14 protein-coding genes and 1 pseudogene are annotated in these 15,020 nt (G+C 69.2%); 7 read left to right on the top strand and 8 right to left on the bottom strand.

Annotation, left to right across the window (positions count from 1 at the left end; genetic code table 11):
- Positions 1–419: MarR family winged helix-turn-helix transcriptional regulator (locus tag KUTG_RS03220; RefSeq protein WP_052393835.1), on the bottom strand; the 419-nt coding region annotated here is incomplete at its 3' end.
- A 46-nt stretch (positions 420–465) separates the two neighbouring features.
- On the opposite strand from KUTG_RS03220, the gene KUTG_RS03215 reads away from it, so the two are divergent.
- The 4 genes from KUTG_RS03215 to KUTG_RS03200 all read left to right on the top strand — a co-directional run bounded on the left by KUTG_RS03215 (position 466) and on the right by KUTG_RS03200 (position 5,098).
- Complete coding sequence (locus KUTG_RS03215) at positions 466–1,734, top strand: FAD-dependent oxidoreductase (RefSeq protein WP_084578836.1); 1,269 nt, start codon at positions 466–468, stop codon at positions 1,732–1,734.
- Between the two features lie 145 nt (positions 1,735–1,879).
- Complete coding sequence (locus KUTG_RS03210) at positions 1,880–2,320, top strand: Hsp20/alpha crystallin family protein (RefSeq protein WP_043714779.1); 441 nt, start codon at positions 1,880–1,882, stop codon at positions 2,318–2,320.
- A 160-nt stretch (positions 2,321–2,480) separates the two neighbouring features.
- Positions 2,481–3,941, top strand: coding sequence for an aminotransferase class I/II-fold pyridoxal phosphate-dependent enzyme (locus KUTG_RS03205; RefSeq protein ID WP_043714776.1), 1,461 nt, complete (start codon positions 2,481–2,483; stop codon positions 3,939–3,941).
- Complete coding sequence (locus KUTG_RS03200) at positions 3,938–5,098, top strand: amidohydrolase (protein WP_043714774.1); 1,161 nt, start codon at positions 3,938–3,940, stop codon at positions 5,096–5,098. Before KUTG_RS03205 ends, KUTG_RS03200 begins: the two co-directional genes overlap by 4 nt.
- 77 nt (positions 5,099–5,175) lie before the next feature.
- On the opposite strand, the pseudogene KUTG_RS03195 reads toward KUTG_RS03200, so the two are convergent.
- The 7 genes and pseudogenes from KUTG_RS03195 to KUTG_RS03165 form a co-directional block, all read right to left on the bottom strand.
- A pseudogene (locus tag KUTG_RS03195) lies at positions 5,176–5,775 on the bottom strand (enolase C-terminal domain-like protein); the annotation flags it as partial.
- Between the two features lie 359 nt (positions 5,776–6,134).
- Entirely contained in the window at positions 6,135–6,512 is a 378-nt protein-coding gene (locus KUTG_RS03190; protein ID WP_043714772.1) for an enolase-like domain-containing protein, read from the bottom strand.
- A 13-nt stretch (positions 6,513–6,525) separates the two neighbouring features.
- Positions 6,526–7,818, bottom strand: a complete 1,293-nt coding sequence (locus KUTG_RS03185) for an ABC transporter substrate-binding protein (protein ID WP_043714769.1) — start codon at positions 7,816–7,818, stop codon at positions 6,526–6,528.
- Entirely contained in the window at positions 7,815–8,627 is an 813-nt protein-coding gene (locus KUTG_RS03180; RefSeq protein WP_043728105.1) for a carbohydrate ABC transporter permease, read from the bottom strand. Before KUTG_RS03180 ends, KUTG_RS03185 begins: the two co-directional genes overlap by 4 nt.
- 2 nt (positions 8,628–8,629) lie before the next feature.
- A complete protein-coding gene (locus KUTG_RS03175) occupies positions 8,630–9,502 on the bottom strand; it encodes a carbohydrate ABC transporter permease (RefSeq protein WP_232240625.1) in 873 nt (290 codons plus the stop codon).
- A gap of 74 nt (positions 9,503–9,576) precedes the next feature.
- On the bottom strand, positions 9,577–10,818 hold the full coding sequence (locus KUTG_RS03170; RefSeq protein WP_052393834.1) for a pectate lyase family protein: 1,242 nt from the start codon (positions 10,816–10,818) through the stop codon (positions 9,577–9,579).
- Positions 10,819–10,839: 21 nt separating this feature from the next.
- A complete protein-coding gene (locus KUTG_RS03165) occupies positions 10,840–11,808 on the bottom strand; it encodes a pectate lyase family protein (RefSeq protein ID WP_043714767.1) in 969 nt (322 codons plus the stop codon).
- Between the two features lie 199 nt (positions 11,809–12,007).
- Here KUTG_RS03165 and KUTG_RS03160 point away from each other — a divergent pair, with 199 nt between their 5' ends.
- The 3 genes from KUTG_RS03160 to KUTG_RS03150 all read left to right on the top strand — a co-directional run.
- Positions 12,008–12,424, top strand: a complete 417-nt coding sequence (locus KUTG_RS03160; RefSeq protein ID WP_052393833.1) for a LacI family DNA-binding transcriptional regulator — start codon at positions 12,008–12,010, stop codon at positions 12,422–12,424.
- Between the two features lie 354 nt (positions 12,425–12,778).
- The gene (locus KUTG_RS63075; RefSeq protein WP_255360843.1) at positions 12,779–13,069 is read left to right on the top strand and encodes a substrate-binding domain-containing protein; all 291 of its coding nucleotides are present in this window, start codon (positions 12,779–12,781) and stop codon (positions 13,067–13,069) included.
- Between the two features lie 493 nt (positions 13,070–13,562).
- Positions 13,563–15,020 (top strand): beta-galactosidase (locus tag KUTG_RS03150; RefSeq protein ID WP_043728101.1); only part of this gene is annotated, 1,458 nt, incomplete at its 3' end.

Genomic DNA, 15,020 nt, shown 5'->3' with positions numbered 1-15,020 from the left:
GGTGACGGCGTCGAGGAAGTCGAGCACGGTGCGCGCCTGGTCGTCATCAGCCGGCTGGCGATCTGCGCCACCTGGTCCACCAGCGGCGCCAACGCCTGACGCACCTCCTCGCGAGCGTGGTCGGTGGCGCGGAGCACGACACGCCTGCCGTCGCGCGGGTCCGGCCCCCGTTCGAGATGCCCGGCCGCCACCATGCGGTCCACCAGCACCGTCGCCGACGCCGACCGCATCCCGAGCCGGTTGCCCAGCTCCACCGGGCCGAGCGGATCGGCGCTGGACACCACGTGGTCCACCGCCTGCACGTCGGTCACCCGCACGCCGAGGCGCCGGGCCAACGCGCCCTGCATCTCCCGGCCCGCCTGCAGCAGCCGGCGCACCGCGAGGTTGACCTCACGCCCGGCCGCTCGATCGTCAGACATCAGCGAATGGTAGCTAGAAAGTCTAACGACGTGTACCGTCCGCGATATGACTAGAAGTTCTAGTGATACGGGCGGCGCGAGCGGGTCGGGATGTGTGGTGGTCGGCGGCGGCCCCGGCGGCGTGATGCTGGCCTACCTGCTGGGGCGGGCCGGCGTGCCGGTGACCCTGCTGGAGGCGCACCGCGACTTCGACCGCGACTTCCGCGGCGACTCGTTGCACCCGTACACGCTCGAACTCCTCGACCAACTCGGCCTGGCCGCCGAGTTGCTGACGTTGCCGCACCACAAGGCCCGGTACTTCCGGTTCCACACCCCGTCCGGCACGGTGACCACCGCCGACTACGGACGGCTGCGCACCAGCTTCAACTACGTGGCCCTCATGCCGCAGGCCCGATTCCTGGACTTCCTCGCCGCCCGCTTCGCGCGGCTGCCCGGCTGCCGGCTGCTCACCGGGGCCAAGGTCACCGACCTGCTCCGCGCGGATGACCGCGTGATCGGCGTGCGCTACCGCGACGAGCACGGCGTCCACGACCTGCACGCCGAAATGGTGGTCGCCGGCGACGGCCGCTTCTCCAAGCTGCGCCGCCTGGCCGACCTGCCGGCCCGTTCCCTCGGCGCGAGCAGCGACCTGCTGTGGCTGCGGCTGCCCCACCACGACAGCGACCCGCCGGACGCCGACGTGGACCTGTTCTTCGGCCGCGACCACTACGTCGGCCTGCTGGCCGGGCCGCAGGGCTGGCAGGTGGGCTACAGCCTGCCCAAGGGCGGCTACCCCGCGGCCCGAGAAGCCGGCGTCGCGCCGATCCGGGCCTTCCTCGACCAGCACGTCCCGTGGTTGTCCGACCGGACCCATCTGCTGACCGACTTCGCCCGGACGACCCTGCTGTCGGTGGACATCTCGCGCGTGGACACCTGGTGGCGGCCCGGGCTGCTGCTGATCGGCGACGCGGCGCACGTGATCTCTCCGGTCGGCGGCAACGGCATCCTGATGGCCATCCAGGACGCGGTGGCCGCCGCCAACCACCTCGCGCCCGCGCTGCTTGGCTCCGGCGCCGTTCCCGACGAGGTGCTCCAAGCCGTGCAGCAGGAGCGTGAACCGGCTATCCGCACCGTGCAGGCACAGCAGGTCCGCATCGAACAGCGCTCGGGGCGGGCCCGCCGGACCGGCCGCCCCATCGCGCCACCGGCCCTGCTCAAGGCGATCACCGCCATCCCGGGAGTAAGGGCCCGTGCGGCGAGGTCCAACGCCTACGGCCCGATGCCCCCGGCACTGAATCCCACCCTGACGACGAGCCTGACCCACGTGGGGTCGTAGCACGGCGACGGCCAAGGCGATCGCGGGGCGACCATGATCTTGTCCTATGTCGTCCATTGGACGACATAGAGGTTGTCATCCGATGGACGACATGATAGAAATGTGGTGCGCGTTGACACCAGACAAGGGACTTGGAGGTGGGACGATGTTGATGCGCACCGACCCGTTCCGGGAGTTCGACCGGCTTACCCAGCAGGTGTTCGGGACTCAGGGGACCTGGTCGCGTCCGGCGGCGATGCCGATGGACGCCTACCGCAGCGGTGACGAGTTCGTCGTGCACTTCGACCTGCCCGGGATCGACCCCGACGCGATCGAGCTCGACGTCGAGCGCAACGTGCTGACCGTGAAGGCGGAGCGCCGCCCGATCGAGCGCGGCGACGGCGTGGAGATGCAGGTCGCCGAGCGGCCGCTGGGCGTGTTCTCCCGCCAGCTGTTCCTCGGTGACGCACTCGACGCCGACCGGATCGCGGCCCGGTACGAGCAGGGCGTGCTGACCCTGCGTATCCCGGTGGCCGAGCGGGCCAAGCCGCGCCGGATCGCCGTCGACCACAGCTCGCCGGAACCCAAGCAGATCAACGCGAACTGACGCGAGCCAACACCCCCCGACGAACCCTGCCGGCGCCACGCCGGCAGGGTTTCTCGCGACCAGGAGAGAATGCGCGCGACGCCGGACGTCACCCCGCCGTTCACCGGGTAGCCGGGTCCGGCCGGTGGTTTCCCCGTTGGCCGGGCGGGAATCCGTGGCCATGGACCACAGCAGAGCGCCGGTGCTCGATGCCCTCGTCGAGTTCCACGAGCAGGGCATCACGCCCTTCAACCCGCCCGGCCACAAGCAGGGGCGCGGGGCCGACCAGCGTGTCGTGGACGTCGTCGGGGAGGGCGTGTTCCGCAGCGACGTGCTCGGTCCCAACGGCCTGGACGACCGGCTGCTGCGGCACGGCGTGTTGCAGGAGGCCCAGGAGCTGATGGCCGATGCAGTCGGCGCCGAGCACACGTTCTTCTCCACGTGCGGCAGCTCGCTGTCGGTCAAGAAGATGTTGGCGGTGGCCGGGCCGCACGAGAAGCTGATCGTGGCCCGGCACGCGCACAAGTCGGTGATCTCGGGCCTGATCATCAGCGGCGTGTCCCCGGTGTGGGTGCACCCGCACTGGGACGGTGAGCGGCACCTGTCGCATCCGCCCGGCCCGGACGAGGTGCGGGCGGCGTTCGAGGCCGAGCCCGAGGTCAAAGGCATGCTGCTCGTCACCCCGACGGACTACGGCACGTGCGGGGACATCGCGGCCATCGCCGAGGTGTGCCACGAGTTCGACAAGCCGCTGATCGTGGACGAGGCGTGGGGTGCGCACCTGCCGTTCCATCCGGCCCTGCCGCCGTGGGCGATGAACGCCGGCGCCGACCTGTGCGTGACCAGTGTGCACAAGATGGGCGCGGCCGTCGAGCAGAGCTCGGTGTTCCACCTCCAGGGCAACCGGGTCGATCCCGCCTTGCTCAAGGCGCGCGAGGATCTGCTCGGCACCACCGGCGCCTCCTCGCTCGTGTACGCCACTTTGGACGGTTGGCGGCGGCAGATGGTCGAGGACGGCGAGAAGCTGCTGTCGACGGCGTTGTCACTGGCTCATGGCGTTCGTCGTGAGATCGACGAACTGCCGGGGCTGCGGGTGATGGGCGAGCGCGAGTTCATCGGCCCGGCGGACTCCTTCGACCCGCTCAAGGTCGTCGTCGATCTGTCGGAGCTCGGCATCAGCGGGTACCAGGCGGCGGACTGGCTGCGGGCGCGCCGGCAGGTCACGGTGGGGCTGTCCGACCACCGGCGGATCGTCGCCATCATCACCATCGGCGACGACGAGCGGACGGCCGCGACGCTGGTGGCGGCGCTCGACGATCTGACGAAGGCGGCCGAGCGGATGAAGGCTCCGCCGGTCCTGCACCTTCCCGACCCGCGCGATCTCGAGCTGAGCACGGTGATGCTGCCCCGCGACGCCTTCTTCGGCGAGACCGAGCAGGTGGGCGTGGACGAGGCGGTCGGCCGGGTCGCGGCGGAGATGATCAGCCCGTATCCGCCCGGCAGTCCGGCGCTGGTGCCCGGCGAGGTGATCACCAAGGACGTGCTCGACTACCTGCGCAGCGGCTTGGCCGCCGGGATGCAGCTGCCGGACCCGGCCGACTCGGACCTGGAGTCGATCCGCGTCGTCCGGGATCCGGCGTGACCGACCGGATCCGCCACGAGATCGAGCGGCACGCGGACGAGCTGTGGCGGATCAGCCAGTTCCTGCACGGCAACCCGGAACTGGCGTTCCAGGAGCATGCGGCGTGCGCCGAACTGGTCGCCGTGCTGTCGACGGCGCAGTTCGAGGTGGTGCAAGGGATCGCCGACCTGCCGACGGCGTTTCGGGCTCGTTGGGGCACCGGGGCGTCGCCGCGCGTGGCGTTGTTGCTGGAGTACGACGCGTTGCCCGGCCTTGGGCACGCCTGCGGCCACAACCTCATCGCCACCGCCGGTCTCGGCGCGGCCCTCGCCGTCCGGCACGCTCTTCCCGACCTCGCCGGCACGCTGGAGGTGATCGGCACTCCGGCCGAGGAGGGCGGCGGCGGAAAGATTCTGGAGCTGGAGGCCGGCGTCTTCGACGGAATCGACGCCACCCTGATGTTCCATCCCGGCGTGCACGACTGGCGGTACGCGCCGCTCACCGCGCAGATCGAGGTCGCGGTTCGGTTCTACGGCCGCGCCGCCCATCCCACCGGCAATCCCACCGAGGGCATCGACGCGTTGGGCGCGCTCGTGCAGCTGTTCACCGCGCTGGCGATGCTGCGGTCACGGTTGCCGCTCGGGTCTCATGTGCAGGGCATCGTCACGCAGGGCGGAACGGCCACCAACATCGTGCCCGAGCTGGCCGAGGGACGCTTCGGCGTGCGTGGCCTGACCACGGCGGCGCGTGACGACCTGGTGGCGCAGCTGACCGAGTGCGCCCACGGCATCGCTCACGCCACCGGCACCACGGTCGAGGTTGAGGCGGTGAGCACGGGATACCAGCACGTCCGGGACAACGCCGCGCTGTCCGGCACGTTCGCCCGACACCTGGCCGAATCCGATATCACGCTCACGGAGCCCGAGCCGGGTGTTTTCCTCGGCTCCTCCGACATCGGCGACGTCAGCAACACATTGCCGGCGATCCACCCCTTTCTCGCCATCGCCGATGCCGACCGGTCCGACCACACCCCGGAGTTCGCGGCGGCCGCGGCCAGCGCGCGTGGCCGCGCGGTGATGCTGGCCGCCGCTCGCGCACTGGCCGGGACCGCGGTCGACGTACTCACCCGGCCCGAGCTGCTGGACCAGGCATGGCAGGACTTCCGCGCCGCCGACTGAGCGGCCGCAGCGTGTCGGGCGGGAGGGGGAGTCGAACACTTTCGGTGCAGCACCTGGCCGACGAACGGCGTGTCAGATCACCAGGTGTCGACGGTGTGCGCCGCGATGTGACCCAGGTTCCAGTCGTCGCCGAGGCCCGGCGCCGTCGGCATGGCGACCAGGCCCTCGGCGTCCACGGCGTCGACGACCGAGTGCCGGTGCGGTGGCGGACGGTCGAAGTCGACATGGGGATGCAGCAGGCCACGCTCGTACCAGCGGCCGCTCTCGCTCCCGCCGAGAACGGCGAGGTTGCCGGAGCCGTTGCCGTGGATCTCGCAGTCCATGTTGAACGCCTCGGCCAGGTGCACGGCCTTGAGCGTCGCGCCGATGCCGCCGCAGTCGTCGACGCCGGCCCGCAGGATGTCGCAGGCGCCCGCCCTGATCCACTCGGCGCGGACGAAGTGCTTACCGCCGGCGGTTTCCGGTCCGATCACCGGCACCGCCAGCTGCTGCGCCAGCCATTGGTACGAGCTGATCGACGCCTCCTCCATGGGTTCCTCGTACCAGGCGAAGTCCAGCCGCTCCAGGGCCCGCCCCAGCTCCAGCGCCTCGGTCCGGCGGTACCAGTGGTTGGCGTCCAGCATCAGCGCGACGTCGGGCCCGACGGCCTCGCGGACCGCCGCGCAGGTCTTGATGTCGAGCTGGACGTCCGTTGGCTAACCAACGGAGGAAGGGAGGGGGCTACGCCGGTATGCCTTTCACCCTTCTTAGGTAGAAGCCGAGGGCCCTCTGCCTTTACCACTTATGGTATACAACGTCATCTCCGGGTTCCAAACTCGTGGTACCTCTTACTATTGGAGGAAGATGTGTTGACATCAACTTGAGAGTTTCTTATAAGTTGCCATTGAAAGGCCCGCGCTTATGTAAATCCCCCCTGCCCTCAGTTACGATAAGCGAGGCTTTGGTCAGTAACCGCATGCTAGCCGTGGGCCATACCCTCGTCTAGTTTCGCGTCGTAACCCAGGGCTTATGGGTATCACTGTTTACGGGAGTGAGGCTACAGCTGTCCGCTGGCCCGCGGCAGGCCGACCCGGCGGCCGAGCAGGTCCCACAACGCCTGGTCCACGTAGCCGAGCGCACGGTCGGTCAGGCCGCCGTGCGCGCCCCGCTGCCGCCGGGCCAGGGTCTGCCAGATCTCCTCGCGACACCAGGGGTCCCGACCGAGCAGCACCGGCCGGATGTGCCCGGACAGCACCGGCTCCCGCAGGTGGTCGGGCTGCACCTGGCAGTAGCCGGTGCGGCCGTCCTCATCGGTGATCTCCAGCATCGCGGCCCGGACCTCGTGCTCCGGCGCGGGATGGCGGTGCCCGGCCTCGTCGACCGCGGTGCTGGCCGTTGTGGTGAAGACGCGGACGGCCACAGCTTCGATCAGCATCGGCGATGTGTTCCTATCCCTTGTGCGAACGCCAGTCGCGCTCGGCGGCGGTCAGCTCGTCGGCGAGCCCGTGCAGGAAGTCGTTGGCGGACAGGGTGCCCAGCAGCACCTTCTGGTAGCGCGGCTCGCTGTCGGCCTTGGTGATGGGCGAGAACCGCGGCAGTGCGAACGGCGCGGTGGCCAGCACGGTGTCCTTGGCCCGTAGCACGCCCAGCGCCATCTCCACCGGCTGGTCGGCGCGCAGCCACGCGTCGGCGTACACGTCGGTGTTGGCCGGGATCTGGCCGACCTGCTGGTTCCAGTAGCTGTTGCTGTCCTTGGACAGCAGGAACTGCACGAACTTCCAGGCGGCGTCCTGGTGCTCGCCGGCCTTGAACACCGCGAAGCCGTCGGTGGGGTTGGGCACCACGGTGCGCTTGCCGGACGGGCCGACGGGCAGCGGGATCGCGCCGACCTTGTCCGGTCCCAACGCCTTGAGCAGGTCGCCGGACGAGCCGAGGTTGTGGTGCATCATCGCCACGGAGCCGCCGGTGAACTCGGCGACCATCTGGGTGTAGCCGTTGTTGACGTCCGCCGCCGGCGTCGCCTTGCCGTACAGCGCGGCGACCCGACGCACCAGGTCGACGTTGCCCGGGGCGGCGGTGGTGCTCGTGCCGTCGGCGCCGAAGAAGCTCGGCTGCCCGGAATACGAGTACGCCTCGCTCAGCAGCTGGAACACCGAGCCGGCCCCGCCGCGAACGGTGTAGCCGTAGCGGTTCGCGCTCCGGTCGGTGAGCCGGGCCGCGTCGGCCAGCAGTTCGTCCCATGTGGACGGTGGTTGCAGGCCGGCCTGTGCGAACCAGTCCTTGCGGTACCAGATGACGTCGAGGTTGGCCGAGGACGGCAACTCGTAGAGCTTGTGGTCGCCGCCGGCCTGCCGCACGTCGTCGACCAGGCTGGGCAGCAGCTTGTCGCGCAGGGGGCTGCCGGCGAGCCGGTCGTCCAGCGGCGCCAGCGCGTCCTGCCCGACCAGGTCCGACAGGTACGAGGTGGTGACGCCGCCGACGTCGGGGGTGGCGCCGCCGGCGATCGCGGTGTCGTACTTCTGCTGCACCGACGAGCTGGGAATGCCGACGTACTCGACGTGGATGTCGGGCTCGGCCCGCTCGAACTCGGCGATCAGGTGCTGGAAGACCGGCGTGCGGCCGGGGCCGCCGTTGTTGTCCCAGAACGTGATCGTCACCTTGCCGTCGGCGTCGCCGCCGCCGCAACCGGCCAACCCCAGCACGCACGCCAGGATCACCGCGATCGTCGTGGCTCTGCTCATCCCTTCACCGCTCCCGCCGTCAGTCCCTGCACCAGGAAACGCTGTATCACCGCGAAGACGAGGACCACGGGCACCGCGGCGACCATGCCGCCGGCCGCGAGCGCGCCGAAGTCCACCGTGAACTCGCCGAGCGTGTAGCTCAGCCCGACCGGCAGGGTGAACTTGTCCTGCCGGCCGGAGAACATGAGAGCGAACAGGAAGTTGTTCCAGGAGCCGATGAACGCGAACGAGCCGACCGCGACCAGCGCCGGTCGCAGCTGCGGCAGGACCACCGCGAAGAACGCGCGCAGCCGGCCGCACCCGTCCACCATCGCGGCCTCCTCCAGATCGACCGGAATGCCGCGGACGAAGCCGCTCATCAGAATCACCGCCAGCGGGAGCTGCGCCGCGCTGTCGGCGATCACCAGGCCCTGCAGGCTGTTGAGCAGGTGGGTGGCCTTGAAGACCAGGAACAGGGGGATGAGCACCATCGCCCCGGGCACGAACTGCGAGCACAGCAGCGCCAGCAGGAAGGCCCGCCGGCCGCGGAACGCGAAGCGGGCCAGCGCGTAGCCGCCCATCAGCCCGAGCACACAGACGACCACCAGGGTGCCGAGCGCGACGATGGCGCTGTTGCGGAAGAACACCGCGAAGCCGAGATCCGTCCACACGGTGCGGAAATGGTCCAACGTCGCCGGCCACGGCACCAGCGCCGTCGACCCGGTCGGCCGGAAGGCGAACACCAGCATCCAGTAGAACGGCACCAGCGTGACCACCAGATAGGCGCCCAGCGGCAGGAACAGGCGGGCGAACCGGCCCTTGTCGCGCATCGTCACCTCCGGTCGAACTTGGACAGTCGCAGGTACAGCACGGAGAAGAACAGCAGGACGACGAAGCCGGCCGTGGTCAGCGCCGAGCCGTAGCCGAAGTCGTGCGCGTCGACCGCCTTGCGCGCCACGTAGAGCGGCAGCGTGGTGGTCTGGTCGGCCGGCCCGCCGCCGGTCAGCGTGTAGAGCAGGTCGACGTTGTTGAACTCCCACACCGCCCGCAGCAGCGTGGACAGCACGATGGCGTCGCGCAGGTGCGGCAGCGTCACCATCCGGAACCGCTGCCAGCGCGTCGCGCCGTCCACCGACGCCGCCTCGTACAGATCCGGGGGAATGCCCTGGAGGTCGGCGAGCAGCAGGATGGCGAAGAAAGGCACGCCACGCCACAGTTCCGCGACGACCGTGGCCGGGAACACGGTGGCCGGGTCGCCGAGCACGGACGTGCCCGGGCTGCCGATGCCCGCGGCCGCCAACTGCTGGAAGACGCCGGTGGACGGGTTGTAGAGCAGGATCCAGATGCCGGTGGTCAGCACGCCGGACACGGCCCACGGCGAGAACACCAGGGCCCGCGCCAGACCGCGGCCGACGAACGTCTCGTTGACGATCAGCGCGAGCCCCAGGCCCAGCAGCAGTTGCAGGCCGACCTCCACGACGACCCACCGCGCGCTGAAGCCGAGGCTCTGCCAGAACAACGGGTCGTGCAGCAGCATCTGCCGGAAGTTGTCGAGGCCGGCGAAGCCGTTGGCCCAGCTGCGGGTGACGTCGTAGTGCTGGAGGCTGTAGTACGCGACGCTGCCGACGGGATAGACCACGAACACGGCCATCAGCAGCACCGTCGGGGCGATCAGCACGTACGGCGTCCATCGGGCTCTGCTCACACCGATCCTTCCGTGTGGTGGACGCCGGTGCGCTGGAGCAGGCGCACCGGCGCCTCTGGCGGGACGGCGGCCCGTCAGCCGAGATGACCCGCGCCCGTGCTGCCGGGCAGCTGCGAGGGCAGTCCGGACGCCGGTTGCAGATCGGTGTAGAGCGTCGGTGTCCAGTTGACCGTCGTGCCCAGCGGCGAGCCGGGGTTGGCCGCGTTGAACGCCGCCACCACGTCGACGGAAGCGCCGTTGACCACGCTGCCGGTGGCGTGGATGCCCGTGCCGCCCCAGTTGTGCAGCGCGGCGGCGGCGGTCACGCCACTGAACTGGAAGTTGTTGTTCTGGGCGTAGATCTGCGACTGCTTGCCGACGCCGAGGCTGTAGTCGAAGCCGGCGTCGGACCGGTAGAGGTTGTCGTACACGTGGACCTGGCCGAACCGAACCCGTGGCGCCCGCTCCAGCACGCCGTCGAAGACGTTGTGGTGCACGGTGACCCGCAGATGTCCGGCGTCGGAGGTCTTGCTGTCCGAGTTGCCGATCAGCATCGTCTTGTCGTGCCGGGTGAACACGTTGCGCTCCACGGTGACCAGGTCGGCGGCGCTGGTGATGTCCAGCTGGCCGTCGTGCTGCTGGAACGGCCGGGCGAAGTAGGTCGGCTCCTTGCTGTCCGGGTACGGGGCGTCGGTGAACGTGTCGTGGTCCACCCACACGTGGGTCGCGCCGGCGAGGGAGACGTTGTCGAACTGCGAGTTCCAGTTGCCGGTGCTGCCGTCGGTCGGATCCCACTGCGGGAAGCAGTCGAAGGCGTCGGCGAACGTGAGGTTGCGGATGATCACGTTGTCGCTCTTGACGATCAGGTTGCCGCCGAGCAGCCGGGCCGAGGCGCCGACGCCGACGATCGTCGTGTTCGCGCCCACCTTGATCTCCACGCGAGCGGCCTGCGCGGACTCCGACGCCGCGCGGGCGCTCTCCTGCGGACCGGACGGCACCTTGGTGCGGCCCCAGGTCGCCGGGTCGTAGGCCTTGAGGTAGCCGGCGAGCGTGTACCCGTCGACGGCGTAGTCCTGACAGGACAGTGCCTTGCCCGAGGAGTCGGTGTTGGCGTCGATGGTTCCGCTGACGTACACGATCTTCGGCGTGTCACCCTTCACCGCGGCGGCCAGTTGGTCGCGCGTGCTGACGGTGGTGACGTGGCCGGCGGTGGCAGCGGAACCGCCGGTCGTGCCGTTGGCCCAGCCGTCCTTGGCCGGCAGTGCCTGGTGGCCGGGATCCGTGGCGGTGGGGGAGAGCAGGGTGGCGGCCGTGAGCGCGGCCATGAACAGCTTCATTGCTGGTGCCTTCCGCTGTGGTCAGCCGACGATGCCGGTGCCGGCGCCGGCGGTGACCGTGCTGACGACGGACGAGGTCGGCGTGAGGGTGAAGGCGTACGGCGGCTTGGTGAAGGTGCCGGTGCGGGTGATGTCGGTGGCCGCGCCGCCGAGGTCGTTGCCTGACAGGTTGGCGTAGCCGTCGACCTTGCTGTCACCCGTGGTGGTGACGGCGGTCTTCGTGCCGCGGAACACGTTGTTCTGCACCAGGGCCTGCGCGTTCATCCGCGAGTGCACGGCGCTGTCGGTGACGTTCTGGAAGTAGTTGTCGTAGATGTGCGCGGTGCCGAACCGGACGCTGGGCAGCCGGGAGTTGACGTTGCTGAACCAGTTGTGCGCGTACGTGACGCGCAGGTGCCCGGTGTCCTCGGCGGCGTTGCTGTCCGAGTGGCCGACCAGGGAGACCTTGTAGTGGTCGTGGAAGTGGTTCCAGGACACCGTGATGTAGTCGGCGGCGTGGGTGATGTCGACCAGGCCGTCGTAGTAGTCCTTGCCGTGCGACAGGTCGGAGGACAGGTCGTCGTGGTCGACCCAGATGTGGTTGGCGCCGCGGATGATCGTGATGGCGTCGGTGCCGACCGCCTTGCTGATCCGCAGGTTCTGCACGATGACGTTGTGCACGCCGTCCAGGGACAGGCCCCCGCCGGTGAAGCCGGAGTTGGCGCCGACACCGACGACGGTCGTGTTGGAGCCGACCTTCACCTGACCGGACAAGGTGATCGTGCCGGAGACCCGCACCGTCTTGGCCGCGTCCCCCTTGACCGCGGTGGTGAACGCGGACAGCGAGCTGACGGTGCTGGTGGCGCCGCCGGCGCCACCGGTCGTGCCCGCGCCGTAGCCCTCCGGGGCGGATGTGGCGGCCTGGGCCGGGCCGGCGAGCAGGGTCGCGGCGAACGCGGCACACGCGGGCAGCAGGGCGAGCGCGACCTTTCGCCGAAGTGTTGCGGACATGGAAACCCTCTTTCCAGCAGGATGGGATGAGCAGTTTCTACGAATGTGAATCGCATCCGGATGTGTGAACGAGTGTTGTGGGCCCGTTCGTCGAATGTCAACCTTCGAAGACATTCGACGACATTCGTCGAATTGGATTCGATGGTTCGTCAATTGTGAACCGCTTGTCGTCGCGGCCGGCGTTCGGTAACGTGGTTCGGTGGTCACGATCGCCGATGTCGCCCGGCATGCCGGGGTGGCTCCGAGCACCGTGTCCTATGTGCTGACCGGCAAGCGCACGATTTCGACGGAAACCTCCGACCGAGTCTGGGAAAGCATTCGGTCCCTCGGCTATCGGCCACGCGGCGCAGTGGCGCCCGCGGCCGCCGGCGCCATCGGTGTGCTGCTGCCGCTGCGGGAGGGCGTCAACGTCGCGGTCGCGATGCGGTTCGTCCGCGCGGTCGTGGACGCGGCCCGCCGGCGCGAGCGGGACGTCCTGGTCGTCACCGCCGACGAGGGGCCGGCCGGCGTGTTGCGCGCCGCGGAGTCGGCTGTGGCCGGTCTGGTGGTGATGGACGTCGAGACGGACGATCCGCGGGTGGCGGGCTGCGGGCGTGTCCGACGCCGTCGGTGTTGATCGGCGTGCCGATGGATCCATGCGGTCTGACGTGCGTCGACCTGGACTTCTTCGCCGCGTACGCCTGTGCGTCGACCATCTGGCCGACCGCGGACACCGGGACATTCGCCCTGCTCGGCGCGCCGCGTTCGCCACACTGGAAGTCTTCGGGAATAAAAACTTAAGCCTGCTCGGTTACTCCGTTGTTGAAAGCGGGGATCGACGGCAGTACCTTTTGGCCTCTGAGTACGTTGTGTCTAGACCTAACATTCACCGTAACGTTAGCGTTTGAAAACTCCGGGACCACCCACCCCGGGGAGGCAGAGTAGTGAATTTGATATAGGGTCTTTCAACGTTAGGGGAAAGTGCTCACTAGTGCTGACACCCCCTCGGCACCAAACCAGTCATACGGCGAGATCACCGGCCTGGTCGTGCACAAACGAAGCCGCGCTGCCGGCCGTGCTGGCCGGTGCGCGCTCTCGGGTCGACGTGGTGGCGATATGCCCGGACGAAGTGGCACAGCGGACCAAGCCCACGGTGTCGTCGGTGCACGTGCCGGCCGAGGACCTGGGCCGTCGCGCCGTCGACCTTCTCGTCGCCCGCATCGACGGCGCGCCGCCACACGGCATGGAGCTGTCGGCTCCGGTGCTGACCGTCAGGGACTGACGGTCAGCCGAGCACCCGGAGCCCGTTGTCCAGGTCGGCCATCACCCACGGGCCGCCGCTGTGGCCGGCAGGGTTGGCGCAGCCGTGCCGGAAATATCATTGTGAGCTGCTTTGCTCATGGCGGCGGAGAACGTCGATGAGCACTCAGAGAACGCGATGTCTCCTCCGAGTTGTAGCGCAGACATAATTGAGCCGAGAAGCGCGTGCACAACCTCCGGCTGGGCGGGCGGCCCGTGCTCACTATGCTGCCCGGTCGACGGCGAGTCAAGGTTCAGGCCAACAAGCCGGCCGTGGAATCGCGAATCACGAGCCGGCCCGGTCGGGCGGTTCGGCCGAGGCGTTGTCGAAAAGTGTCGAACGCCCACGACGAGTGGTTGCGGCTGGTGGCGCCACGGCACTACGCTGCTGGCCGCGGCATTTGTTAGCGATAACATTTGGTCCGGCCCGACCGACGTGGACACCCAATCGCACCTGACCCGGGAGGGAAACGGCCATGCGGTTTCTGGCTGTGGCGCTGGCACTGCTGATGTCGGTCGGGTCGGTCACGGCGCCGGTCGCCGCCGAACCCGCGGCGCGGCACCAGATCGGCTTCGACAAGTACTCGCTGACGCTGGACGGGCGGCGCCAGGTCATCTGGTCCGGCGAGTTCCACCCGTACCGGCTGCCGAGCCCGGACCTGTGGCTCGACGTGCTGCAGAAGATGAAGGCCACCGGCTACAACGCGGTGTCGGTCTACTTCGACTGGGGCTACCACTCGCCGGCGCCGGGCGTCTACGACTTCACCGGCGTCCGGGACATGGACCGGCTGCTGGACCTGGCGGCCCGGGTCGGGCTGTACGTGATCGCGCGACCGGGGCCGTACATCAACGCGGAGGCGACCGGCGGCGGATTCCCCGGCTGGCTGTCCACGCAGGCCGGGCGGGCCCGCAGCGACGCGCCCGACTACCTGGCCGCCGCGGACGAGTGGCTGACCCGGATCGACCGGATCATCGCGCGCCACCAGTACACCGACGGCGGCGGCTCGGTGATCCTCTACCAGATCGAGAACGAGCTCTCGGCCACCGGGACCAGTCAGCAGAACTACGTCGCCCACCTGCACGACAAGGTGCGCGCCGACGGCATCGACGTGCCGGTCTTCCACAACGACAAGGGCCGCAACGGAATCTGGGTGCCGGCGAGTTCGGGCGTGCCCGGCACCGTGCCGGGCAAGGTCGACCTGTACGCGTTCGACGGCTATCCCGGCGGCTCCTGCCACACCGACGGCACGCCGGGAAGCCCCAACGCCGCGCCGGACTGGGGCCTTTACGGTCCGGGCGGCGCGAAGGGCGGGGCCAGTGCCTCGCCGAACACTCCCGGCTTCGCCGCGGAGTTCGGCGGCGGCTGGTTCGACTACTGGGGCAGCAACGGAACCTACCCGTGCACCGCGGTCCGCGAGGGCCCCGGCTACGAGCGCGTGTTCTACGGCACGAATCTGGCCAACGGCCTGACGATCCAGAACTTCTACATGACATATGGCGGCACGTCGTGGGGCTGGCTGCCGGCGCCGGTCGTGTACACCTCCTACGACTACGGCGCGGCCATCGACGAGGCCCGTCAGCTGCGGCCCAAAGCGCTCACCATGAAGGAGATGGGATACCTCATCGCCACCGTGCCTCAGCTGTCCACAATGGATCGCGCCGCCGCGGTGACCCCGTCGTCGGCCGCGGTGAAAGTCTACCACAACGCCAACCCGGACACCGGGACGCAGCTGTACGTGCCGACGCACTCGCCGTCCAACGCGACCACCGACGACACGTTCACCTTCCCACTGTCCACACCGGACGGTTCGTTCACCGTGCCGCAGGCGGGCACGTTGCGACTGAACGGCCAGGACGCCAAGCTGCTGCTCGCCGACCTCGACCTGGCCGGCCAGCACCTGGTGTACTCCACGTCGGAGATCATGGCGGCGGCC

The sequence above is a fragment of the Kutzneria sp. 744 genome (assembly GCF_000568255.1).
Taxonomy (GTDB): domain Bacteria; phylum Actinomycetota; class Actinomycetes; order Mycobacteriales; family Pseudonocardiaceae; genus Kutzneria.
The sequence above is the reverse complement of the archived record's forward strand: the minus strand, read 5'-3'. Positions and strand labels throughout refer to the sequence as shown.

What these genes read in the sequence shown, in the direction of transcription:
- KUTG_RS03170 (WP_052393834.1), bottom strand. Translation starts at nt 10,818, where the DNA reads ATGAAGCTGTTCATGGCCGCGCTCACGGCCGCCACCCTGCTCTCCCCC.
- KUTG_RS03205 (WP_043714776.1), top strand. Translation starts at nt 2,481, where the DNA reads ATGGACCACAGCAGAGCGCCGGTGCTCGATGCCCTCGTCGAGTTCCAC.
- KUTG_RS03165 (WP_043714767.1), bottom strand. Translation starts at nt 11,808, where the DNA reads ATGTCCGCAACACTTCGGCGAAAGGTCGCGCTCGCCCTGCTGCCCGCG.
- KUTG_RS03180 (WP_043728105.1), bottom strand. Translation starts at nt 8,627, where the DNA reads ATGCGCGACAAGGGCCGGTTCGCCCGCCTGTTCCTGCCGCTGGGCGCC.
- KUTG_RS03215 (WP_084578836.1), top strand. Translation starts at nt 466, where the DNA reads ATGACTAGAAGTTCTAGTGATACGGGCGGCGCGAGCGGGTCGGGATGT.
- KUTG_RS03185 (WP_043714769.1), bottom strand. Translation starts at nt 7,818, where the DNA reads ATGAGCAGAGCCACGACGATCGCGGTGATCCTGGCGTGCGTGCTGGGG.
- KUTG_RS03190 (WP_043714772.1), bottom strand. Translation starts at nt 6,512, where the DNA reads ATGCTGATCGAAGCTGTGGCCGTCCGCGTCTTCACCACAACGGCCAGC.
- KUTG_RS03210 (WP_043714779.1), top strand. Translation starts at nt 1,880, where the DNA reads ATGTTGATGCGCACCGACCCGTTCCGGGAGTTCGACCGGCTTACCCAG.